Genomic DNA, 22,903 nt, shown 5'->3' on the forward strand with positions numbered 1-22,903 from the left:
CCGGGCAAGCCCGGGCGGCCAAGAGGCCGGTTCTTATAGGTCGATAATCCGCGGAGTCAGCAGGAACAGCCGTTCCATGTGGCTGTCCTCCTTGTCCGTGTACTTGAACAGATTGCCCAGTACAGGAATCTTCGAAAGCAGCGGCACGCCGGTCGAGTCGCGGGTATGGTTGTTGGCCTTGTAGCCCGCCACGAGCAGCGACTCACCCTCGTTGATGAACGCGGAAGTGTTGATGTTCGTGCTCGATATCACCGGAATGTTGTCCACGGTCTGGCCGGTAAGTTGGCCGTCCTGAATCGCGACATCGAGCTTGATCTGCGTGCGCCCGTTTTCGTCGACCACCATCGGCAATACGCGCAGTGAGACGCCGGTCGAGACACTGTACAGGTCGGCCGACGTGTACCCCGTTACGCGGACGAAGAACTGCGTCTGGTTCGCCATGTCAGCTTCAATGTCGTCGAGCGTGGTGACCTTCGGGCTCGCCTCGATCTTCGCGAGGTTGCGCTCCTCCAGCGCCGAGACGCTTGTCATCAGGTAGCGCCCGGCGTTGCCGATCACCGTCGTGAGCACGCCGCCGACCGGCGTCGCCGCGGCCACCACGTTGCCGGCCAGCGTGGTCTGCCCGAAGTTCTGCGAAAGCGTTCCGGTATAGGTGTTTTGCGCCGTGAGGCCGTTGCCGGTCTGGAAATCCACATGGCTGTTGTGCGCGGTCCAACTCACGCCGAGCTGGCCGATCGCCGAGTCGTCGACCTCGAAAATGTGCGCCTCGATCTCGATCAAACGCGGCTTGACGTCGAGGCGCTGGATCAGTTCGGGGTATTGATACATGCGATCCGGCGTGTCGCGGATCAGCACCGAGTTCGTCCGCTGATCCGCTTCGATCACTGGCAGCTTGTCATCTTCCGCGGCGCCGTCGCCGCTCGCCTCGCCCTGGTTCGACGCGTTCGACACCGCCGACGACAATTGCGGCGACGCGTGGCCGCTCAGTCCCGCCAGCACGCCGAGCGACGATTCGCCGTTCGCGAGCGTCGTGCCTTGCGGCAACGGCGCGCCCGAGCTGGAGCCGCTGGCGCCGCCAAGACTTGTCATCGGCTGCGAACGCTGCACGTTCGACGCCCGCGTGTTTTTTCCGCCTCCGCCGCCCGTTCCAGAATCTTTCTTCTGCTGGGGATGGTAGATGTTGTTGAGCACCGTCGAGACGCCAGGCAGCGTGACCGTCTGACCATCGGCATTTACCGCGCGGTCCATCGACCATGCATGATGCAGCGGGAACACCTGGACCACCGTGCCGGCCCGATGCTGCGTGGTGTTGTCGAGCCGCTGCGCGATGTCGCCGACGAGTTTCACATAGTTCGGCGGACCGTTGACGATGGCCGCGCCCTGCGCCTCGTCGTAGGTGATGTTGAAACGCGGGTCGGTGACATGCATCGACGCGAGGGTCGCGCGCAGTTGACCCGTGCTGCCATGATCCAGCTTGATGAGCGTGCTTTTCATTTCATCCGGGGTCACGATGTCGAGCACCTGGCCGTCGTAGTACCAGACAAACCCGAACGACGATGCAAGCGTATCCAGAAAGCGTTGCGGCGGCATATGGAATTTTCCCGTCACCGTGCCTTGCACCTGTTTGGAGACATTGGCCGGAATACCCTGGCTCGCAGAGAAGTCTCGCAGCACGTCCTTGATGTCCTTGGAATCGGCCGCGTAATCGATCACCTTCACATTCCAGTGAACGGGCGCCGCATGCAAAGCGGCCACGCAACACGTCATAAGGATGATCGACACAATTGTGCAGGCTAGTTTTCGCATGATCTTCACGTTGAAAGAAAAGGGCGGTTCCGGATACTGATGATTCGCTCCGCCCGGCCCTTCGTCAACGACCGTCATGCAAAGGCCTGCCGACTACTTCCGATTGCCGCACCTGGGTTCGCGAGACTGCGCGCCAGACACGTCCCGCCACAGGTCCGCGCTCCCTGTTCGATCAGTAATACGTATTAACTGCCCAGCCTTCGACAAGCGGCGTGTTCGGGATGGATTGCCCCTGCTGACCCAGTAGACTGCTCGTCCACGGCGTCGTGATCACCGAATAAGTGGCCCAGTTCGTCACGATACGAACGCGGTACGTACCCGCGCTGACGGCTTGCGTCAACGCGGTTGCAATCCCGCCCGAGTCGTCTGTCAGAGTCGGACCCTGCGCCTCGGTATGAGCGAGCGATGCGCCCGTGCTGTCGAGCACGTCAACGTCCTGCGACATCTGCGCCCGCGCGCCGGTCGCGCCAGTACTTGAGCCGTCGTTCATATGCCCCCACGTCGATGCCGCGATGATGCCGGGCTTGGTCATGGTCACAGGCAGATAGCTGGTGTACGAGTATGTGCCGTTCGCCGCGTTGTACGAAAACGGACCGCTCGTCCACGCGCCGCCGGGCACACCGCCACAGCCCTGATAGTCGGTCGCGTTCGGCGACGCCATCAGGATCGTGCAGCCAGTGTAGTTGTTGGCGGGTTCGATCTCTGTCTGGGTCTGCCAGGTGCCGTTGCGGCACGACAGCACCCGGCCCGTCGAATCGGTCGCCACCGGCGTCGTGTTCGAGAGGTCGGACGCGCACGCGGCGCCTACTGTGAACTGGTTGCCCAGATCCAGATAGCCCTGCTCGTTGACCGCGATTGCGTGCCAGGCCGTGCCGTTGAACGTATAGGCGCGGCCCGTGTTGGTCGTCATCGCAACGTCGCCGAGACGGGGATTCGGCATCAGCGTGAGATTGCCCAGATCCGCAGCCGAGGCCACCGGATCTCGCCAGTGCATCGACGCGACCGGTGTCCATAGACCGTTGCGGCACGTCACCACGTTGCTGCTGGCATCCGCCGCCACGGCACCGGCGCTTGCCGTGCACGCGCTGTAGTCGGTCTCCTGCGCGAGCACGATCGGCACCTGCATGGTGTTAGCGGTGGCATTGCCCGGCACGCTGACGCGATACAGGAAGTCGCCGTTCTGAGCCTGATCGTTGTCGGGAAACACCTCACTGACCAGGTGCCCCACGCCGGTCTTCGTGCCGGAGCACGACTTGCCTGCCGGATTCGGCGACGCCACGCTCCAGCCGCCAAATGCGCCGAACGCTGCCGCTGCCGCGTTGTTGGTCTTCGGTATCGATCCGCCGCCCTGCCCCGCGTTCGCCGCGATGTAACCAAGCGGAGCATCGGCTATCGTCGTGCCGCCCTCGGTCACCAGCAGTCCTTGCAACCAGCCCGTTCCAGTTGCATAAATCAGCAGGCACGGTGTCTGGCCATACGCGTTGGTATTGCGTACACCGTTCGGCAGGTAAGTGGCGAGCTGATACGGCGAGCCGCTTAACGGCACGACTACCGGCACCGTCGTCGTGGCGGTGCCGAGCAGCGCGTTGGCGTTCTGCGTGATGAGCTGCGCCGCCGCTCGCGTCAGTTGGGACTGATATAGCGCCGCTTGCTGGCCTTTCACGTCTTCCAGCGAAGTGGCGATCATCGCGCTTACGCCGGCGATCATCAGCGATGCGATCGCCAGCGCGGCCAGCAGCTCGACGACCGTGAAGCCACGTTGCCGGGACCGTGTGTTGTTCATGTCTTGCCTCGGTACGCTGCGGTAATGTTCCAGTTCGTCATGACCGGCCTCGCACCGATGCCCCTAGCGCGGCAGCGCACCCGCTTACGACGCGAGACGCTTCGCCCCGAAGGTAGCGGGTAGGTGCTGACGCGACGCGAGCGCGGCCCGTCAATATGCCTGCGCGATCCATACCGGAGTTCCGTTCGGCACGGTCGCCGCGATTCCAGCCGGCAAAGCGACCGCAGCATTGCCGGGCGAAACAACGCTGCCATTGCTGGCGACGCCCGCGAACGCCGAATGAAACGCGAGTTGCTCGATTCCGGTAATCGCCGGTGCCGCGCTCGCCGATGTCGTGTAGACGACCACCGTGCTGCCGGCGACCTCCGCGTTCGGCGTCACATAAACCCGCCAGAGCGGGCTGGCCGTGCCCGCCGCCAGATAGGGAATGAGCGCATCCGCCGATACGGCGCCGCTTGTTTGCGGATTTGCAAGCGCGAACCGGATCGCCGCCTGGCGGTATGCCGCCATGCTTTGCGCGAGCGAGGCGCTCGCAAGCGTCGGCGTGGCTTGCACATAATGCACATCGACGAGCGAATAGACACCGGCTAGCGCAGCCATGGCTAACGCGATCCAGAGCGCGTACATTCAGACGTCTTCCTGTAAAGCGGCCCGAACGTCGGTGCGAACGGGGGTCATTGTCCGTGGCGGCATTGCGCGGCTCAGTTCAGGTCGAAGTCCACACGATCGTGTTGGCGTCCGTGCTGCTGCAGGCAGTCGACGCGTCTGCCGGCGAAATGGGCATCGACGTGTAGCTGGTGCCGGAGTTGACCTGGATGCCGATCCAGCTGCCGCCTGCGCTGATGGAATTCACGCACACGCTCTGAGGCACGTTCGTATAGGTGATCGTGAACTCGTTGTTTGCGGCCGCTACCGCCACTGTGACGTTGCCATTCCAGGTGTTGGTGATCGTGCCGTCAGAGGCCGGCGTCAACGCCGCTGGAAACACCCCTGCGGTGGCGAGCACCGAATTGGTCAAGCCCGTGTAACTCGCGGCCTGTCCCATATAAAGTTTCTTTACACCGCTCTGAATGGCGCTGACCTGCTCGTTGACCGAGTTCGTACTGGCGCTGCTGAATGCGCTCGACAGCAGCGCGACCGCGCCGATCACCACGATCGCGGCAATGCCCAGATACGAAATGGCTTCCAGCAGCGACGCGCCGTGCTGACGCCTCAGCACACGTCCACGGCGCATGCCCGCGACGACGACAAACCGTTGTTTTGCAGCACTCATGTCAAATCCCCTGGTTAAAGCTTCACGCTTAATGCATCGCCCTGCTCATCGCAGCAATTTCCTGCTGGATACCAAAGAAGCCGATAATCAGCAGCCCCAACATCAATGCCATGACGACGATCGCGAACCCGTTGAGGATGCGCATCTGCGCCGTCACTTTCTCGACACCTGTCTCGACCCACTCGTCCGCGAGCGTCTTCAGCGATTCCGCGAATCCCTTGTACTGCGCGTAGACGCATAGGTCCTCCACGATTTCCTTCGATGGAAACCGGTGGCCGCTAACCCGCATGGCCTCACCGACATTCAACCCCGATTTCACGCCGAACAGCATGTCGTCGATTCGCTCCCGCAGCCACGGCTTCGCGCGATCGGCAAGACGGGTCAGAGACTGCTCGACCGTGAAACCGGCGGCCTGCATCGACGCAAACGCCGTGAGGAAACTCGATCCGACCATGAGCCGATAGATCGACCACGGCGCAAACTCGTCGAAGCGGCTGCGCAGCCGGCCGGCCCAACGCGGCATCGAGTACACGAGCAACGCCGTCGACACGAGCACGGCAATCACGCACTCGGGCAGCCACGACTGGACGAATATTGACAGCACGTAGAGCATGCGGGCCGAACCATGCCAGCGCCCGGGATCTTCGATCGCCGCGAACTGCGGCACCAGCTTCGCGCCGAACAGATAGAGGTACGCGAGCATCATCGCGAACAGCGCGAGCGGATAGGCCAGTCCGCCGACGACTGCATTACGGATGCGCCGCCCCGACATCACGATGCCGGTCACCGAGCGCAGCGCCGCTTCGAGCCGGCCCGACTGCTCCCCAGCCATCACGATCATCTGTTCGGCTTGCGGCACCCAGCCGTCCATGCCTTCGGCGAGGCCGCCGCCGTTTTGCACGACGCGCCGCCACTCCCCGATCAGGACCGCTTCGGGCAGCGTCGGCTTGCGGCCGTCGTGCGACGCGCGCATTTCGAGGTCCTGCAGCACCTTGAGCAGCGGCAGACCGTTCGACAGCATCTTTTCGATCTTCCGGTAGAGCCGCAAGCGCGCCTGCGCGGTTGCCTGCAGCTTCGCCCACTGCCGGTGCGGATCAAACGTCATAGTCCGCTCCGACTGCCGCGCTTCCCGGCGCGGCCGGACGCCCGCCCTCGACCGTCTCCACCGAACGCAGCCGCACCGGCTCGCTGCGCGGCATCAGCGGCCCGACGATGCGCTCCGCCGAGCGCGGGTCGACGAGCCCCGCCGACACCTTTTCAATGGTGTGCTCGACGATGGTCCGGCCTCCCAGGTTGTCGAGCCAATAGGCCAGCGCTGCGCGCTTGTCGCCTTCGCGCATGTACGCGAAGAACTGTGCGTCGGTGCGGATGACCTCGGCGACCACGGTGCGCCCGGTCGTGCCGCGCCCCGCGCAATGCGCGCAGCCCGGACCCTGCTCGAAAACCCGGTCGAATGCGGCGCCGACCGCCCGGCGCACGCGCGCGGCAAGCGCCTGGTCCTGATCTTCCTGCGGCGCACCGGCGAGGCGCCGTTTGCAGTGCGGACACAGCAGCTTGACGAGGCGCTGGCTAATGAGACCCGTGATGACCGACTCGTCGGTCACCATGCCGAGCGGCAACCCAAGGTCGACCAGCCGGTCGACGATCGCGAGCGCGCTGTTCGCGTGCACGGTCGTCCACACCTGATGGCCTGTCATCGACGCGCGCAGCGCACTCTGCGCCGAGGCGCGGTCGCGGATTTCGCCGATCATGATCGTGTCCGGATCGAGCCGCATCGCGTTCGCGATGGCGCTCGCGAACGCCTGGGAGCGCGCTTCTTCCGTCGGCGCGTTGACAACGGGCGTCTGCACCGCTCCCGCAATCGGATACTCGACCGGGTCCTCGACGGTAATCACATGGATAGAGCCCGCGCATTCGGAAATCTTGCCCACCAGCACGCGCTGCAAGGTCGTCGACTTACCCGACCCGGTCGGCCCGCTGATGATGTTCATGCCGTGCGGCAAGCGCTTCAGATCGTCGACGGAGCCCGACTGGGTATCGGAGTAACCGAGCAGGCGCAGGTCGGTGGATTCGCCGGCGTCGTTGTAGAGCAGACGCATGACCATCACGCTGCCCGTGCTGGTGGGAGCCGTGGCGATCCGAACCCCGAACAGTTCCTCCGGCAACTTGTCACGGTCTCCGATCGCCGCATCCTGCCGCTCGTTCGGCTTATATGTGTTGTCCGACACGCTTGCCATTGCCGCATAGAGGGTAGCGAGCAGGCGAGCACCCTGCTCGCGGGTCTGCTCGCTCACGCGCACCAGTTCGTTGTGAATGCGAAACAGGATCTCAGTGCTGAACCGCTTGACGCGGATATGAATGTCAGACGCGCGCTCGCGGCAGGCCTGCGCAATCAGTTCCTTCGCCAGTACCTGCATTGCGGTGTGATCTACCCGCTCGCCCGTGCCGTCGCGGCGCATGCCTTCATATGCGCGCCGCACGTCGTCGAGACTTACCGCCTGCAAGCGGTACGGGTGCTGCAGCCGGTCGAGCCGGGCGCGGTAAGACAGCACGTAAGGGCTCAGTTCGTGGCCCTCGGCCACCAGCAGGCGGCCGTCGTCGAGCAGGCACAGCAGCTTGCGCTCCTCTGCGCTCGCGGCCCACGGTCCGTCGCCCGAAAGCGGATGAGCGGTGCCCATGCGGTGCGTTTCGGTCCGTTGCGCGGACATGTCGAACTTGATGCTGGTCGCGGAGTTCATCTCGTCACCTATTGCGCTGATGGATAACCGGGCGGCAAGCCCGGCACCGCGTTGCGATCGGCGGGCGCGAGCGCGCCTGCCGCGCCTGTGCCTGGGTTGAGCACCGCGCCGCTGCGCGAGGCCATCACCGGAATCATTCGCGCGGTCTGTCCGCCGCCCCAGCGGCCAATCACCTCGTTCGCGCCGATAGAGACGATGCGCAACCCGTTCGGCAATACGTCGCCCGCAGCGACATCGAAGCGCTGACCGTCGCCGGTCTGGATAACCGCCGAATATCGGCGGCCGAATCCCTCGATTGAAACGACGCGCAACGACTGACCCGCGGGATCGAGCGCCGCGCCGCTGCCGAGACGCGACAGCGCCGCTGTGCGCTGGGCGACTTCGGCCTGGGCGTCGAGCTTCTTGATCTGCGCCTTGAGCAGCATCGTCTCTTCCTCCAGATGCGTAAGCTGCGCCGCCGCGTCCGAAGTCCAGCCGCTGTCGGCAGGCAGGGCGGCCGCCGGCGGCGGCGCGGGCGGCTGCACAGCTTGCGCGGCGAGGGCCGGCGCTGCCGCGCAAGCCGTGGCCGACCAACTGAACGTGCCGCCGGCGAGCGCGCTCAACAGCAGGAAACGCAGGCGATAAAAAGCGCTAATTTGCATAGATCACTCCTTCCGCGGACCACTCGCCCGCCTGGTAGGTCAGTTTCACGAGGCGAACGCCGGGGGCGCTCAACATCGGCATGAAGTGTTCGGGCGCGAGGCCGCCGAATTTCACCTGCATCCGCCATTGACTCCAGAGCGGCGCGACGGGAGCGGAACTGCCGACCGGCGCGAGCGCTCCCTGGGCGGCTGGCGTCGCGATCGGAGCGAGCGTCAGCGGCAGATTGAGCATCTGCGAGCGGGTGAACAGCAAGGTTTTCACACCACGGCCGGGCAGGAGTGGTTCATCGCGCGTTGCGCCCATGTCGAACGCTTCGCTTAACGAAGCATGTTCGCCACTCGAATCGAACTGCGCCATTGGCGCGCGCGCGAGCAGCAACGCCGCCGTGGAACCATTGCGCGACCAGGTGTAATCGACGCCTTTCGCCCCGCATACGTAGCGTTCGAGCGACCATCCGCCCGGTGCGATGAAGCGCAAATGACGCTGGCATTCGCGGGCGAATTCGGTAGGCACCGCGAGGCTCGCCCACGGATGCGCGATCGACGGTTGCGCAGCGAGCTTGAGTTGAGCGCGCGCGAGCGACAGCGCGCGTTCACGCGCGGCTTCCTGTTGCGCGCGGTAATGCGAAAACCAGACCGAGCCGCCTATCGCCGCCACGACGAGTCCCGCTGCGAGTCCCATGACCGGCCACGAGACTGTGGTTCTGACCGGTCTGAGCCGCGTCCAGCGCGGCACGCTGATGCGGCCGTGGCGACTCTCGATCAGATCGCCGATGCGGCGCGGATAGAAGTTGTGAAACCCCATCGATTCGATTTCGGGGTCGCCGATCACGGTATTCCAGCCGCCCAACCCATAGTCTGAATTGAGGCGTTCGAACACTTCCTCGCCGCTGCCGACCCAGTCGCCATTCGGCAGAAAGGAGCCGTCACGCACTGCGAAATACGCCCAACGGCCATCCGACAGCTTGAATGCGCCAAGCCAGTTCGGCGCGGATTGCTGACGGCCTTCATAGAATGCGCCCTGTTGCGCGATCGTCTTCGCGACGATTACGCCGAGCGAGGGCAGCCCGGACTGCGCGCCCTCGCGCAGATTCGCGAAGCCGACCGCGGCCACGCCGCGCTCGATACGCAGCACCATCAGGTCGAAGTTCAGTTTCTTCGCGAGCTCGATCGCCTCCTTGCGCAACTCGTGCCGGCGCGAAAGCGATTGCCAGAACAGTCCGCAGACGAAGCGCTGACGCCCTATCTGGATGACGTGGGTAGCCATGACGTGATTTCCGGGTACGTGCCGCTCGGGTAACGTTCAGGCGCCGTTCATCATGATCGGCGTGATCAGGATCACGATCTCCTGACGGTCATGGGTGCCCTGATAGCCGCCGCCGAACGCGTAGTTGTCCGGCGTGCCGACGCCCGACTTCGTCAGGTTGTCGTTCGTGCCTTCATAACCGCTGAGCACGAGCGTCTGGCCCGACTTCATCGAAACGCGCTGCAGGAAGTTGCGCGTATCGACCTCTGGCGTCTGGATCTGCTGGCCGCCGCTTTGCACCGTCTGCAATTGCAGCAGCGAGGAGATGTTCGTATAGAACTGCAACAGCACCGTACCGTTGTCGAGCACGTGGGGCAGCAACGTCATGTTGAAGCCGGTGGTGATGGTGCCAGGTGTAAGCGCCGTCTGTGAGCCGACATTGGCGGTGTTCGTGATCGACACGGAGGCGAGATAGCCCTGCTGTGTCGCGACCTGAACCGGCACCGGCTGATCGTTGAGCGTGGTGATCGATGCGGACGTCTTGCGCCGCACCTTGCCTTGCCCCGACAGCGCGCTGATCATGGCCTGCGTGCCCGCCGCGCGGCTCGACGGCGTGATGACCTGCGCGGTGAACGTGACCGGATTGGTCGCGGTCGTGGAAAACGTGTTGGCGAGCGTGAACGACGTGCCGAGCGCCTGATAGACAGCGCCCCAGTTGATGCCATAGCTGTCGTCCGCGGACAGATCGACCGAGAGCACCGTCACGTTGATCAGCACCTGCTTGGACAGCGAGCGGTTCTGCATCTCCATGAACTGTGCAACCGCCTCCAGCACGTCGGGGGTATCGGTGACAGTGATCGAGCCCGTTGCTGGCGACGACACCACGGTGCCGTAGCGCGACAGCATGGAGCGGATCGACGCGCTGAGGCTCGTGAACACCGAGAGCTGGGAATTGACGACCGTGTTAGCGGTGTTGTTAACCGATACGTTCGGCACATTCGAGTTCGCGCCCGATCCGGACGACGCGGAGCCGCCGCTGCCGCTCGAGTTGTCGCTCGTCGCGCCGCTCATCACGTTCGCGTTCACCGACGCGTCGCCGGGAATCGCGCTCACCTGAAAAGTGCGCGTGTCGGTGAAATAGAACAGGATCGTCCCGTTCGCAAGCTTCCACGATACGCCGAAGCGTGCGGCGGCGGCGTCGAGCAGGCCGCGCAGATCGCCGTGACGGTAAGAGATATGGGTCGGCGTCGCAAGACTGGCGACGGCCGCCGCCGCGGACGAACCGCCGCGAGACTGACCGTCGAGACCCGGCAGGGTCGGCAACGGCGGCACACTCCCGACCACCGGCACGCTCGCGGTGCCAGTACCGCGCGACGACTGCGCGTCGCCGTTGGCGCTCGGCGACACGCGCGTGGGGATATGCGTGAGACGCGCAATATGCTCCGCAAATTCGGATAGCGAATTGACGTCGCTGTCGAACGTCGCTGGTTGCAGGAATACCGGCGGCAGCGTGCCGCTGCGGTCGAGCTTGATCGTGGTGCCCGAAAGCCACAGATCGTTCTTCACGATGACGCTGTCCGCGCCGCTGCGCGGATGCGCGTCGCCTGCATGCGCGGCGTCCATCATCTGCTTCGACTCCGCGTGATCGTGATCCACCGCGTTCGAAATGTGCTGCGACAGCCCGGTACAGCCGGCGAGAATCGCCGCGGCCAACGCGAGGGTGGTGACGGTATTGCGCATTAGCCTGCTCCCTTCTCAACGATACGAAGCACTTTGTTGCCGCGATACAGGATGGCCTGCACCGGGGATTCGGTTCCCGCCAGGGCGCCTACGACAGATTGCAGCGCCTCGTCGAACGTGCCGGTCAATGTGGCGGGAGCGTCTACCGCGAAATCGACGGGCGCTTCCCAGATCAGCCGCCAGCCCGCCTGCTGGGTCCAGCGTGTGAGCGCGCCGCGCACCGTGCGGTCGGATAGCGCAATGCTCCAGACCTGAAGAGGCGCGGGTTCCTGCGCGATGACGGGCTGCCGGGCGCTGCCTGGTTCCTGTGCTGTAGAGGACTGGCTGGCCTGCACCGCATTCGGTGCGGGAGCCGTGGCCGCAACCGCATGCGGCGCGTTGGCCGCTCCGCCACGCGGACTGCCCGACGCCACCGCGGGCGCTGCAACGGCGCCATCGTTGACGCGCTCCGCCTGGGTGGGCGGATGAACGGCTTGCATGGCCGGCACCATCGAAGACGCAAACGGTTGCGACGTCAGCCGCGGCGCCATGCCGATAGGACTCGCGCCGCTGTCCGCCGCCTGCACGTCGCGTGACGATGCAGGCATCTGCGGGGAGCGCGGTGCGGCCATGCTCGATGATGCCGGGGCAGGCTGTCCGGCTTCGAGCGGCCGCGCGTTCGCCGCGGCACCGCCGATTGGAGCGCCCACCTCGACGGCCGCCGCGCTTGCCGTTGCCCGCAAGGAAGGCACAGCCAACGATGCAGGTGGCGCCGCCAACGCAGCAGGCGCAGCGGAAGCCACCCCCAATGTATCCGCGCCGAACGGCGGCCGATAGCGAACAGTCACGAGCTGGAAATCGGTATCGACTTGCGCAGCAAGTTCGGGATGGCTCGCCAACATATCGCGCAGCGTCTGCGAAAGCGAGTGACCCGCGCTCCACGTCACCGGTGTAGCGGCCCACGCGCCGGCGTTCGGAAGGTTGATGCTGTATGCGGGGGGCACGATCTGGCGCAGCGCGGCGCGCAGCGGCACGCCATTGCCGCTGACCGTCACGCGCGGCGTGTCGCGCGCCTCGCCGGCGATGCTTACCTGGTCGTCGAGCGCGGCGGCGCCTGAAGCCGCGTTCGCGGACGCGGCAAAGCCACTGCCGAGCGCCGACAACGCCGCCATCCATACAATGAACGTACGCATCCAGAATTGTCCTCTTAGCCGAAGGCATCTTGAGATGCCGTTTATTTTTTCGGCCGCCACGTACCACGTGGCTGACCGACAGACTGCTTCACAGGCGGCCTCGCCCGCCGCCGCGCTCATGGCCGGTGTGCGTCCTGGACACGTTGACGTCTCTCACATCGCTGCCCGCGCACTGCACGATCACGCTGGACAATCGCGTCGTTGCCTGACAGGATCACGCCACCACCATGCCCTCACCGACGCACGATATGCCGAGCCATCCCACTGAACTTCGCGACATCACCCAGGAAATTCTCAACCTGGTCGATCAACGCCGCTCTTTCACGGACCTGCACATCGAGCAGGACCGACCAATGATGATCAAAACCCCGCGCGGCTGGATCGAAGCCGAGGGCGGTCCGGTCGTCCTCGAGGAAATGGAGCCGCTGCTCAACTCCATTGACGAGGCATGGGACAACCGTCTGCGCGAAGGCGCGCTGGACCGCCAGTTCGTGCTCACCAGTTGCCGCCTGCGCACACACGTGTATCGCGCATCGGGTGGGCGCAAGACCGTGATCTCGATCCGGCGGCTCCCGCTCGCGCCGCTGCCGCTCGACAAGCTCGGCTTGCCCGCTTACGTTCGAACGATGGCCGAGAGCAGCAAGGGGCTCGTGCTCGTTACCGGCGTGACGGGTTCGGGCAAGACCACCACGATCGCCTCGCTGCTCGATCACATTAATCGCACTCGCAACTGCCACATCGTCACCATCGAACAGCCGATCGAATACGCGATAGACAGTCAGCAATCCATCATCTCGCAGCGCGAGGTGCCCACCGATACGCGCAGCTTCTCGGCCGGCATGCGTGAAGTGCTGCGTGAACGCGCCGACGTCATCATGGTCGGCGAGATACGCGACTTCGAAACGGCCGAGGCGGTACTGCAGGCAAGCGAATCCGGCCACCTGGTGTTCGCGACCATGCATACCGGCAGCGCGCTCAATACGGTGACCCGCCTGCTGTCCTTCTTTCCCTTCGAACAGCGCGAACGTCATGCCGCATCGCTCGCCAATGCGCTCATCGGCATCATCTGTCAAAGCCTCGTGCCGAGCGAAAGCGGCGAACAACTGGTGCTCGCGAGCGAGCTGGTGTTCAACCACAATCAACAGATCAGCGCGCTGCTGACCGACCCCTCGAAAACGCACCTGCTGACGGATTTCGTCCGGCGCAAGGAGGACAACATGTCGCGCCCGCTCAACGAAAATCTGCTGCAACTCGTCAGCAGGAACGTGATCACCGCGCGCGATGCACTACGCGCCACCTATAACCGTGTCGAACTTCACGAGATGCTGCAGCAACTGGGAGTCCGGTAAGCGCATTGTGACCAGACGTTTTCCAGGTGTCTGGAAACTGTGACAATCTGTTACGATTCGCGCCGCGCGGCACCGCATGTTGTGTTCAGCGCATGCGCGAGCGCCGTCCTTGCGTCGCGCACGTGGCACGACGCAAGGACGGCGTCTGCGGAAAGCGGAAAGCGCAAAGCGGCAGCGATGCAACGCCCTTGAGACCCGCCTGATAACGAGTCGACGAAGGCCTGCGAATACGGGCGGCTGAGCGCCTCGCCAGAGGCTTCAGGTCTCAGCCCTGTACATGCCCGCTATCGACGGACTCTTCGCCCCGCGCATAGGCGACGCAGCGTCTCGCGAGTATCGCGGTAGGGTCCGCGAGCCGGATCGTGCGGCCGTTGCCCGCCGTGAATTCACCTTCGGGCAGCAACAAAGGCAGTTCGGTACAGCCGAGCACGATGACTTCGACGCCGCGCTCGACAAGCGCATCGACAGCCGAGCAGATGTCGTCCATACACGCGCCGCTCGTAAAGCCGGCCTTCACGCCCTGAGGGCCGTAGATCGCATTCATGACGCGTGCCTGCAACGCCGGGCCTGGCACCACTTGCGTGAGCCCCGCTGTTTCGAGTGCCTTTTCATAGACGCCGCTCGCGATCGTGCCCGAGGTGGCGAGGAGTCCCACCTCGCGCAGCGCCGGAAACGTCGAACGCAGATAATCGACCGTTACCGTCAGCATGTTGACGATCGGCACATTCAGGTAAGGCTGGATACGCTCGACATAGGCATGCGCGGTGTTGCATGGAATCGCGATGATGTCCGCGTCGCCGTCCTCGAGCTTGCGGCACGTTGCGTACAACGAGATGGTCGGGTCGGGGCCGTCGCTGATCAGATTCTCCGTGCGATCCGGTATCTGCGGATTCTGCTCGACCAGCACCTTCAGATGATCCTGATCGCGCGTAGCAGGCGTGTTGCGCACGAGCTTCCGCATGAAGTCCACGGTCGCCGCAGGCCCCACGCCGCCCACCACGCCGACCTTGAACGCGCGGCTGCCTCCGCCATATTCCCCGCTCACCACGTATTGGGCGTAGATCAGATTGGAGTCGATGAGCGGCGCGTCGAGCAGATCGATCTGGCTCACGACGAGTCCGATCTCGGTCAAGCCCGGCACAAGCACGTGGGCGCCCTGCGCAATCAGATCCTCGCAGGCTTCGCGTAACAGCTCGACCGGGCGGCCGTGCAGATTGCCGGCCTTGATGCCTTCTTCGCCATAGACGGCGCGAGTCACACGGTCCGGCCGCCCGTCGGGCGCCGGCCTTGCATACAGCACTTCGAACTCCGGTTGCGGGAAATATTTCTCGAAGAGCCGCTGATTACGCACGTAGTCCGATGTCAGCACGCCGATGCGCCGCGCGCCGGGGAAACGCCGGCGCAGATGTGCGCGCAATGCGTCGAGCATATCGACGATCGGCGTGTGGACGTTTTCGCGCAACTCGTCGATGAACGTATGGCTCACGAAGCTCGGCAACACGATCGTCGCGATCCCTCGTCTCTCGAAGTCGCGGATCGTGTCGTAGATACGCAGCTTGCCTTCCGCGCTCACTGGTTCGATACCGCCCGAGGGGTCCTGATACGGGTGCTGCTCGAACACGACATCGAAGTGTTCGCCGTCGCTGCGCGCGGGTGTCGATTTGACGAGCTTGAAGAATACGTCCGCGCTGGCAAGCGGTCCAAGGCCGCCGACGACACCCAGCGAACGGCGCGCGGACATGGCTGCCCGGGTCATCGGGTTTCGCTCTGCAGCTGTTCGAAGCGCCGCGTCTCCGGCGCCCCGGCTCGCGCCGCCTCTGGCTCCGCGCCCGCACCGGCTCGTCGTGCCTCCCATTTGGCGATGACGGCGGTCGCCACGCTGTTGCCGATCACGTTGGTCATCGTGCGGCCCATGTCGAGAATCTGGTCGATCGCGAGCACCAGCACCACGCCCGCGGCCGGCAGGTGAAATATCGGCGCGACGGCCGCGACCACCACGACCGAACCGCGCGGCACACTCGCCATTCCCTTGCTGCTCAGCATCAGCACGAGCAGCATCAGTATCTGCTGCGACAAAGGCATGTCCACGCCGAACGCCTGGGCGATGAAGATCGCGGCAAACGACTGGTACATCATCGAGCCGTCGAGGTTGAACGCATAGCCGAGCGGCAACGTGAAGCCGACCACCTTCTTGTCGACGCCGAATTCCTCGAGCTTTTCGGCGAGTCGCGGATACGCGGCTTCGCTGCTGGCTGTCGAAAACGCAATCAGCGCCGGCTCACGCACGCCGGCGAGCAAGGTGAACACGCGCTTGCCGAGAAACACATAACCGACGCCGATCAGCACCGCCCACAGCAGAACCAGCCCCAGGTAGAACGAGCCGATCAGCTTGCCGTACGTGAACAGCACGCCGAGACCGCGCAACGTAACCGCGGATGCAATCGCGCCGAACACGCCGAGCGGCGCGGCGCGCATCACGTAATCGGTCAGGCGCAGCATGACGGGCACCATGCCGTCTATCGCATCCACGACGAATTTGACGCGCGGGTTCGATTTCAAGGCGCCGAGCGCCGTGCCGAAAAACAGCGAAAACACGAGAATCTGCAGAATGTCGTTGCGCGCCATCGCATCGAGCAGACTGGTCGGGAACGCATGCGTGACGATGTTTTTGACGTTCAGGCCCTGGGTATCGAGACCGGTGTTCACTTCAGACGCACCCGCCACCATATGCAGACCAGCGCCCGGCTGCAGCAGGTTTGCAAGCACGAGGCCGAGCGCGAGCGAGGCAAGCGATGCGCAGATGAACCAGCCCACCGTGCGCGCGCCGATACGGCCGACCGCCGAACCGCTGTCCATCCCTGCGAGACCGGACACGAGCGTCGCGAAGACGAGCGGTGCAATGATCATCTTGATCAGCCGCAGAAAAATATCGGTAATGATCGAGAAGTAGCCGGCGAGCGTTTTGGCCAGCTCGGCATCGGCGTTGGCATGGCAGAAATAGCCGACCAGCACGCCGAGGAGCATCCCCGCTGCGATTGCATAAGTAATCCGTTTCTTCACTGTCTTCCCCTGTTCGGTCGTCGATGGTTTCAGGCGTTCGTGGTTCGTATGCCGGCGGCGCCGAAGCGGCCGGACATCGTCAGCGGATAGTAGTGGCGAAAAAAAAACGGACGATGCGAGTCCGGCATCGAGGTATGCGGGTCTCGCATAACGCCGCGTAAAGCGCGGCTGGCAAGGCTCATCGTAAGCCGGCCGCAAGAAAAAACCGCTCCCGCAGCCGGTTGAACGGCATGCGTGGAGCGGTCTGGAAAGGCGATGCGACGAGGCCCGCCTTGGGCCGCATGGGTTCCGGAGCAGGCGCTCAGCGGGTCGCCGGCGTCTTGCTGCCGGAAGCGGTGGCCGTCTCGGCCGCCGGCACTGGTTTGCCCGCTACGTCGAGTTGCGGGCTAATGTGCTGCTCGTGCAGTTGCATTGCCGCCCAGCCGGGACTGTCGAACACGATCTCGCGTTCGGCGCTCATCTCCATCAGGCTGAATCTGCCACGGTAGAGGAACGTCACGCCCACGCCGTTCTGCGCAAGCTGCGGCGCGTACGTGATACCCGATACTTTTTGCGTCGACCCGGGCGCCACGGCCATCGCCGCGCGTGTCTGCTCCAGTTCGGCGCTGAAGCGCACCATTTCGGGCGGCACCAGTTCGCCGATTCCGCGCAGTTCGTCGTGACGCGTCGCATACAGGCCGATCATCCGCGCCCGCGCATAGTTGACGTGGTTCGTCGAACGCACACCCGCCACCAGCGCGCGGTGATCGTCGAGATCGCTCATGCCTTTCTCCAGATCGCGGCCGTGGCGGAAGCTGAACGCCTCGCTGTACGCCTGCGCGTGCTCGCTCAAATAGCTGTCGTACGAATTTCTGTCGGGAAACTCAGCGTCGGAAAAACAGAAACGCGGCACCAGCTTGTCCTTGTGGTAGATGTGGCGCACCTTCGCGTTGCCGCCGATTTCGCCAACGTGCAGCGTACCGCCCAGCAGATCGACCGGCGGCAGCCCCCCACTCAGAATGTACGGATTCACGCTGAGCGAGGCCCCAGTGCGTCCGCGCAAATAGGTGCCCTGACGGCGGCTCACCACTCTTACCGCCCCGGTCGTCTCGTTTTGCCGGAAGCTCGTGCTGGCGATCTCCCCGGTCACGTTGCCGCCCAGACCGAAGCGCGCGCCCGCCGAAGGAGACGTGGTGACCGACCCGCCCAACAGTCCCGCGATGTCGCCGCGAATAGTGGTGGTTTCCTGATGCGTCAGCCCGAGCGAGAGGCCGGAGGCCATCCCCTTCGAGGCGAGCAGTTCGAGCATGCGTTGCCCCGCGTCGACGTTTTCGCCGGCCGCCTTCGCGCGCTGCAGTTCGACGGCGGTCGAGCGCACGTCCAGATGCAGCTGCGACGACTCGTTGTGTACCGCGGCGTCGTCGTGCTGGAAGCGCGGCGGCGTGGCTTCCAGATCGACGCCGTCTTCCTTGATGCGTCTGAACGAGCGGATCACGATGCCCTTGAATTCCGTCGAATCGCGCCCGCCTCCGAAGTCGCCCCCGCCCGACACGCGCCCGAGACCCGGCTGGTCTTCAGGTCCCCACGAGTGCCCGCCCTGCTCGCCCACGCCGCCGTAGGTCGACTTGCGCGTCTCCTCGCCGACGAACCACTCGCTGCCATGCGTCGCGACGCCGTTGCGCATGACGAAGGACGTGCCGTTTTCGTGCGAGAAGTTGAAGCGTTGCAGAAGCGCGCGGTGTTCGGCCTCCTCGGGGTCATGGTATGCGTACGGCGCGGCGTTGAACGCCGTGCCGCGCGTGGAGCCGCCATGCACCGAGGTGGACGAGTAGCGGAAGTTGTTGCCGAACTGCGCGTCCTTGTAGAAGTCGCTGATCATCGTCACGGCTTCGTCGATGTGCCCGGTCGAAGCCTGCTTTGTCACACCGTCTATCACGCGGGTAGCGTGATCGAATATCTGCGCAAGCGGCGGGTCGTTGGGCGCGCGGGTCAGCGCGCCTTCGTCGATGCCGTATTCATCGGCGAGCGCGTGCAGCTTGTCGAGGTTGATCTGGGTTCGCGCGAGTTCTGTTTCCGTCTTGATGCGCAGCGCGTTCAGACGCTGCGGCGCATCGACCTCGGGGACATCGCCATGCGCGCCGTCGAGCGGCACCGGCTGGCCGGCGCACACGTGCCGGCAGTACCGGTCGATGTCGCTTAGTTCCACGACGTTCGGCTGCTGCAAATTGAAGCCTCGGCCATTGACCACGTCGTTGAGTTCGAACTGGCGGCTCTCGCGATTCTCCGGCTTCCAGACATCGAGCGCGACGAGCTGCGCGATCAGTGGCGCCCTCACACCGTCGTTCGGTGCTTGCTGAATGCGCTGCCGGGTCTGCTCGCGCACCTCCTGCACAAGCGAGCGGACCACCGTGGAGTCGGCATTGCCCAATAACGTAGCGGCTTCCTCCTTGAGCGTGCGCAAGTCGGCCCCGCCGAGGCCGAGCTTAGTCGCGTGTAGCGGCGCCGCGCGCTCGCCGTCTTCCTGCCCGTACACATCGGCGATCTTCGCCAGCCACTCCTTCGCTTTCGCGAGATCGCCACCCGGCAGGTCGTCGCGAAAGCCGTTCTGCCAGGCGAACACATGCGCCTTCTGCTGCGCGCTAAGGCTCTCGTCGCCGTGCATCAGCCGCGTGGTGTTCGCAAGCATGACGCTGCGGGCAAACGAAACCGGCCCACCCTCCGGCTCGCCCGCCTCCACGCGCCCGGCACCCCCGCCCGCGTGCGCCGGCTGCTGCGACGCCCGGTATGCCTGCATCGTGTGGCGAAGCGCATCCACTTCGCGCTCGTCGAGATTGTCGTGACCCAGCAGGCTCAGCATCTCGGGAAACTGATTGCTCTCTGCCGCGTGACCGAGCACGTCGAGGAGCAGCTTTGGCTCACCGGACAGCGGGCGTCTCGCGCCGGGCCCGAGATGAGCGGATATGAGCTGCGGCACCTCGTCCCGTATGTCGCACTCAACGAGGCGTTTGAGAACGCTGAGTTGCGCCGCGCCGGTATGGCCGGGTTCGATCGCCCTCTGGAACGCAAACGAAAGTGCCAGCGAGCTCAACTTCTCTTCGCCACCCGCGCGCCGGTCGAGTCGGCGCAGCACCTCGCCCGCAGGCCGGCGCACGCCTTGCGGAATATCCGCGTTGTTCCAGAACGACGAGATCGGTGTCTCGCTGTTGCGGGCCAGCGCGGGCAGATGACTGGACGCCACCGTCAGACCGTGCTGTTTGAAGTCCGCGCTGATCACGGCGCTTTGCATCCGCGACAGATCCGCGTCCATCTTGCCCGTCTGGGCAACCAGGCCTGTCGCCGCACCCGACGACAGCGACGTCATCAGGTCCATCCCTCGCGGCAGGCCGAACATTTCAGCCACCGCGGCGACAATGCCTTTCTCCTCGCCCGACATCGACAAGGCCGATTGGCGGGCCGCGAACAGGCTCAATCCGTCCACATTGCGCACCCGCGAATGTTCAGTGAACGGCGTGCGCACGTCCACGCGCATGCCGTGGGGTGTCGCCGGCATCGACGCCAGCACGCCGGCGTGAGGCAGGCTCGTGGACTTGAGCTTGCCCTTGTCGAGCGTGCCGGCCGCGCCCGCCGCCGAGGTGGACGGCTGCGGATCGATAGTGAGTTCGTACGCGTGCGCATCGTGCGATGCGTCCGTGACTTCCGATGGGTTCATGATTAGGTTCTCCAGAATGCCGGCGACGGCGCGACGGTTTCGTTCAGTGCGACGTCTTCAGCCGGCGGACCATGCGTGCGACCGCGACGGCGCGCGACATGACGAGCTGAAGACGTTCGAGCATCGCGTCGGGGTCCGTCGCCGGTTCGCTCCACATCAGCGCGACGAACGGGTCGATCACCGCGAAACGCATTGATTCACCGTCCACGCCCCAGTTCGCGGCTTCCGTGAGCATCGCGACCCATGCGCTCGGACTCATCTGCGAGACGTCCGCGATACGGCAGAACACCGACAGGCGATTGCCGTCGACGGCGACATTGACCGCCACCTGGTTGTCGATGACGAACGCAAGAATCGGCTCCTTCGAGTCGCCCAGCACGGCGCCGAGCCGTTGCGAGATGCGTTCCATGACGTCTCGCGGCGAGACTTTGAGAGCGGTGTCGAGCATATCCATTTCCATGTTTTCCATTCCCTGCAATTAAAGTGAGAGTCGTGCGAAACGCCGCCGTCCTCACGAGCGGCGTTTCGCTTCAGTTGACAATCAGGCTGCCTGGCGATCCTGAATATCCGGATGCGCTTGCGCGAGCACGGCGGCCCCGGTGCGGACGTTCTCGGGCGTCACCGCCACCGGCGAATCTTCCGCCGAGAACAGACGGCGCGCGGCCGACGCCATCGGGTCGACAAAGCTGACGCCCGGCCAGCGTGCGCGAAGTTCCGGCTCCTTGAACGGCAGCGGAAGTTCGGTGCAGCCCATCACGAACACCGCCGGTTCTCCCGGATGCGCCTCGTTGTGCAACGCGACCTGATGATCGATCACCTTCGCGAGCTTCGTTCGCGCGAGATCCATGTTGCCGACCTTGACACCCTCGTAGATCACGCTCATCGTCATTTCCTGATGCTCGCGGTCGGGCGTGACCCACGAAAGCCGGTTGTTCGCGTGGTTCTGATAGAGCCCTTGGGCAACCGTCCCGTCGGTTGCGAGAAGCACGACGTGATTCGCGCCCGGCACCTGCTCGATGTCCTGCACCGCCGCGCCGGCAATGTGCTCGATATGCATGTCGTAGCCTTTCGAGTGGATATAGGCCGTCGTGTTGGCGTATTCGTCATGCGCCGTGTTGCAGATCTTGGAGAACCGGGTGATACCCATCGCGTGCATCCGCTCGACGCTCTTCTGCATTTCGGGTTGCGGGTTGTGAGCGTCCACCATTGCCGGATCTCCGCTGCGCTTCTTGATCCAGCTGGTGCGGTCCGGTACGTGCGTCGCCTGGTGCAGCACCATCTCGCCCTTCGCGTTTTCGCCATAGATCCTGACGAACTGGGCGCCAGCGAGCGCGCCCATCCCGCCCATCGCGCCGACCTGCGGATCGCGACGCTCAACCGGCCTTTCGCGCAGTTTCGCGATGGTGTGATCGAAGTGATCCATCGACAGTTTTTGCAGGAACGGCAGGCAACCCGCGCAGCCGAACTGCATCTCTTCGACATGGTCGGCATGCTCGGCGCTCGACAGATGCAGCGCGCGCGACGCAGCCTCCTTGTTGCTGTCGATGATCGGAATGCGGCGCTCGCCCTCCATCACGTGGTCCATTTCGAGGGCGCTGGAAATCGAGGGATAGCCGACCACGATGGCGTCGACGTTCGAGTTCTCCGCCATATGCCGGACCGCCGCGCGCAACTCGTCACGGCCCGTGGCAACGTCCTGCGCGCTCGCGTCGCGGTGCTCCGCGGCATCCAGACGCGAGGTGTCGCCTTGCGTCTGCACCCAGTGCTTGTCCTTGCCGTAGCGTTGAAACACGCGGGCGTCGTAGATATGGCCCGGAACGAGCAGGCCGACGTTGCGCGCAGCCGGCGCGCGCTCCGCCACGCGCTGCATGGCGATTTGCGGAACATCCAGCAGTTGCATGCCGGGGTTGAATTTTTCGACGTGCGCGCGCAGTTCGCCGAAGCCCTCGTGCGAAGCCAGATCCGTCACGACGGCGATTTCGGCGCCGCCACGGTGCAAGGTGTCCAGCGCCTGCTTGGTGCCGTGCAGCGTTCGGGCAAGACCATGCTCGCCAACCGGCGGCACGTGATGCGCCATGTAGTGAATAGACTCGGCCTGCTGCTGGTCGGTCAAGCCTTTGCCCGGCAGCGTGATCAGATCCTCCGCGAACCTTGCGCCGGTTTCCCAGTTATTGTTGACCGAGCCGATGACCTTCTTGAACGAATTCGGCTTCGGGGCCGCGCTCTGGCGAGCCGGCGGCACGTTGCCCATGTGCTCCGTGCTCGCCGGACGGCTCGAACGCGGAACGTTCGCTCGGGTGTCTGCGCTCGCCGACGATTCGGGTTGCTCATACGCAGCCACGTCGTGCGTATTTGCGCTCACTGCTCCTTCGTTTGTCATTTCAATGACCTCCGTGAAAATGCCGAG

16 protein-coding genes are annotated in these 22,903 nt (G+C 64.5%); 1 reads left to right on the forward strand and 15 read right to left on the reverse strand.

Annotated features, from left to right (window positions below):
- Nucleotides 1–33 precede the first annotated feature (33 nt).
- The 10 genes from sctC to PQQ53_RS31545 all read right to left on the reverse strand — a co-directional run bounded on the left by sctC (nt 34) and on the right by PQQ53_RS31545 (nt 12,399).
- Entirely contained in the window at nt 34–1,806 is a 1,773-nt protein-coding gene (gene sctC / locus PQQ53_RS31500) for a type III secretion system outer membrane ring subunit SctC (protein WP_408148647.1), read from the reverse strand.
- 172 nt (nt 1,807–1,978) lie between these two features.
- Nucleotides 1,979–3,589 (reverse strand): shufflon system plasmid conjugative transfer pilus tip adhesin PilV, encoded by a 1,611-nt coding sequence (gene pilV, locus PQQ53_RS31505; protein WP_408148645.1) that lies wholly within the window; start codon nt 3,587–3,589, stop codon nt 1,979–1,981.
- 150 nt (nt 3,590–3,739) lie between these two features.
- Nucleotides 3,740–4,216 carry a type IV pilus biogenesis protein PilM gene (pilM, locus tag PQQ53_RS31510; RefSeq protein ID WP_408148643.1) on the reverse strand — a complete coding sequence of 159 codons (477 nt, stop codon included), beginning with the start codon at nt 4,214–4,216 and terminating at the stop codon, nt 3,740–3,742.
- A gap of 79 nt (nt 4,217–4,295) precedes the next feature.
- On the reverse strand, nt 4,296–4,862 hold the full coding sequence (locus PQQ53_RS31515; RefSeq protein ID WP_408148641.1) for a type 4 pilus major pilin: 567 nt from the start codon (nt 4,860–4,862) through the stop codon (nt 4,296–4,298).
- 28 nt (nt 4,863–4,890) lie between these two features.
- Complete coding sequence (locus tag PQQ53_RS31520; protein ID WP_408148639.1) at nt 4,891–5,967, reverse strand: type II secretion system F family protein; 1,077 nt, start codon at nt 5,965–5,967, stop codon at nt 4,891–4,893.
- Nucleotides 5,957–7,570, reverse strand: a complete 1,614-nt coding sequence (locus tag PQQ53_RS31525) for a GspE/PulE family protein (RefSeq protein WP_408328512.1) — start codon at nt 7,568–7,570, stop codon at nt 5,957–5,959. The genes PQQ53_RS31520 and PQQ53_RS31525 overlap by 11 nt, the downstream gene beginning before the upstream one ends.
- 38 nt (nt 7,571–7,608) lie before the next feature.
- On the reverse strand, nt 7,609–8,241 hold the full coding sequence (pilP, locus tag PQQ53_RS31530; RefSeq protein WP_408148637.1) for a type IV pilus biogenesis protein PilP: 633 nt from the start codon (nt 8,239–8,241) through the stop codon (nt 7,609–7,611).
- Nucleotides 8,231–9,508, reverse strand: a complete 1,278-nt coding sequence (gene pilO2, locus PQQ53_RS31535) for a type 4b pilus protein PilO2 (RefSeq protein WP_408148635.1) — start codon at nt 9,506–9,508, stop codon at nt 8,231–8,233. The genes pilP and pilO2 overlap by 11 nt, the downstream gene beginning before the upstream one ends.
- A gap of 36 nt (nt 9,509–9,544) precedes the next feature.
- Entirely contained in the window at nt 9,545–11,227 is a 1,683-nt protein-coding gene (gene pilN / locus PQQ53_RS31540; protein ID WP_408148633.1) for a PilN family type IVB pilus formation outer membrane protein, read from the reverse strand.
- The gene (locus PQQ53_RS31545; protein ID WP_408328483.1) at nt 11,227–12,399 is read right to left on the reverse strand and encodes a toxin co-regulated pilus biosynthesis Q family protein; all 1,173 of its coding nucleotides are present in this window, start codon (nt 12,397–12,399) and stop codon (nt 11,227–11,229) included. The genes pilN and PQQ53_RS31545 overlap by 1 nt, the downstream gene beginning before the upstream one ends.
- A gap of 248 nt (nt 12,400–12,647) precedes the next feature.
- Between PQQ53_RS31545 and PQQ53_RS31550 the strand changes: the two genes are divergently transcribed.
- Nucleotides 12,648–13,748, forward strand: a complete 1,101-nt coding sequence (locus tag PQQ53_RS31550; protein WP_408148728.1) for a type IV pilus twitching motility protein PilT — start codon at nt 12,648–12,650, stop codon at nt 13,746–13,748.
- A gap of 265 nt (nt 13,749–14,013) precedes the next feature.
- Here the strand turns inward: PQQ53_RS31550 and cuyB are convergent, their stop codons facing one another.
- The 5 genes from cuyB to PQQ53_RS31575 form a co-directional block, all read right to left on the reverse strand.
- A complete protein-coding gene (gene cuyB / locus PQQ53_RS31555; protein ID WP_408148630.1) occupies nt 14,014–15,504 on the reverse strand; it encodes a cysteate racemase in 1,491 nt (496 codons plus the stop codon).
- A complete protein-coding gene (locus PQQ53_RS31560; RefSeq protein WP_408148628.1) occupies nt 15,501–16,808 on the reverse strand; it encodes a dicarboxylate/amino acid:cation symporter in 1,308 nt (435 codons plus the stop codon). The genes cuyB and PQQ53_RS31560 overlap by 4 nt, the downstream gene beginning before the upstream one ends.
- 301 nt (nt 16,809–17,109) lie before the next feature.
- Nucleotides 17,110–20,496 carry a hypothetical protein gene (locus PQQ53_RS31565; RefSeq protein ID WP_408328485.1) on the reverse strand — a complete coding sequence of 1,129 codons (3,387 nt, stop codon included), beginning with the start codon at nt 20,494–20,496 and terminating at the stop codon, nt 17,110–17,112.
- A 43-nt stretch (nt 20,497–20,539) separates the two neighbouring features.
- Entirely contained in the window at nt 20,540–20,944 is a 405-nt protein-coding gene (locus PQQ53_RS31570) for a hypothetical protein (RefSeq protein ID WP_408328488.1), read from the reverse strand.
- Between the two features lie 93 nt (nt 20,945–21,037).
- Complete coding sequence (locus PQQ53_RS31575) at nt 21,038–22,858, reverse strand: aspartate/glutamate racemase family protein (RefSeq protein WP_408328490.1); 1,821 nt, start codon at nt 22,856–22,858, stop codon at nt 21,038–21,040.
- Nucleotides 22,859–22,903: the final 45 nt, after the last annotated feature.

The sequence above is a fragment of the Paraburkholderia strydomiana genome (assembly GCF_046030495.1).
GTDB classification, from domain to species: domain Bacteria; phylum Pseudomonadota; class Gammaproteobacteria; order Burkholderiales; family Burkholderiaceae; genus Paraburkholderia; species Paraburkholderia strydomiana_A.

Coding starts and splice junctions, on each gene's coding strand:
- sctC (WP_408148647.1), bottom strand. CDS start 1,806: ATGCGAAAACTAGCCTGCACAATTGTGTCGATCATCCTTATGACGTGT.
- pilV (WP_408148645.1), bottom strand. CDS start 3,589: ATGAACAACACACGGTCCCGGCAACGTGGCTTCACGGTCGTCGAGCTG.
- pilM (WP_408148643.1), bottom strand. CDS start 4,216: ATGTACGCGCTCTGGATCGCGTTAGCCATGGCTGCGCTAGCCGGTGTC.
- PQQ53_RS31515 (WP_408148641.1), bottom strand. CDS start 4,862: ATGAGTGCTGCAAAACAACGGTTTGTCGTCGTCGCGGGCATGCGCCGT.
- PQQ53_RS31520 (WP_408148639.1), bottom strand. CDS start 5,967: ATGACGTTTGATCCGCACCGGCAGTGGGCGAAGCTGCAGGCAACCGCG.
- PQQ53_RS31525 (WP_408328512.1), bottom strand. CDS start 7,570: ATGTCCGCGCAACGGACCGAAACGCACCGCATGGGCACCGCTCATCCG.
- pilP (WP_408148637.1), bottom strand. CDS start 8,241: ATGCAAATTAGCGCTTTTTATCGCCTGCGTTTCCTGCTGTTGAGCGCG.
- pilO2 (WP_408148635.1), bottom strand. CDS start 9,508: ATGGCTACCCACGTCATCCAGATAGGGCGTCAGCGCTTCGTCTGCGGA.
- pilN (WP_408148633.1), bottom strand. CDS start 11,227: ATGCGCAATACCGTCACCACCCTCGCGTTGGCCGCGGCGATTCTCGCC.
- PQQ53_RS31545 (WP_408328483.1), bottom strand. CDS start 12,399: ATGCGTACGTTCATTGTATGGATGGCGGCGTTGTCGGCGCTCGGCAGT.
- PQQ53_RS31550 (WP_408148728.1), top strand. CDS start 12,648: ATGCCGAGCCATCCCACTGAACTTCGCGACATCACCCAGGAAATTCTC.
- cuyB (WP_408148630.1), bottom strand. CDS start 15,504: ATGACCCGGGCAGCCATGTCCGCGCGCCGTTCGCTGGGTGTCGTCGGC.
- PQQ53_RS31565 (WP_408328485.1), bottom strand. CDS start 20,496: ATGAACCCATCGGAAGTCACGGACGCATCGCACGATGCGCACGCGTAC.
- PQQ53_RS31570 (WP_408328488.1), bottom strand. CDS start 20,944: ATGCTCGACACCGCTCTCAAAGTCTCGCCGCGAGACGTCATGGAACGC.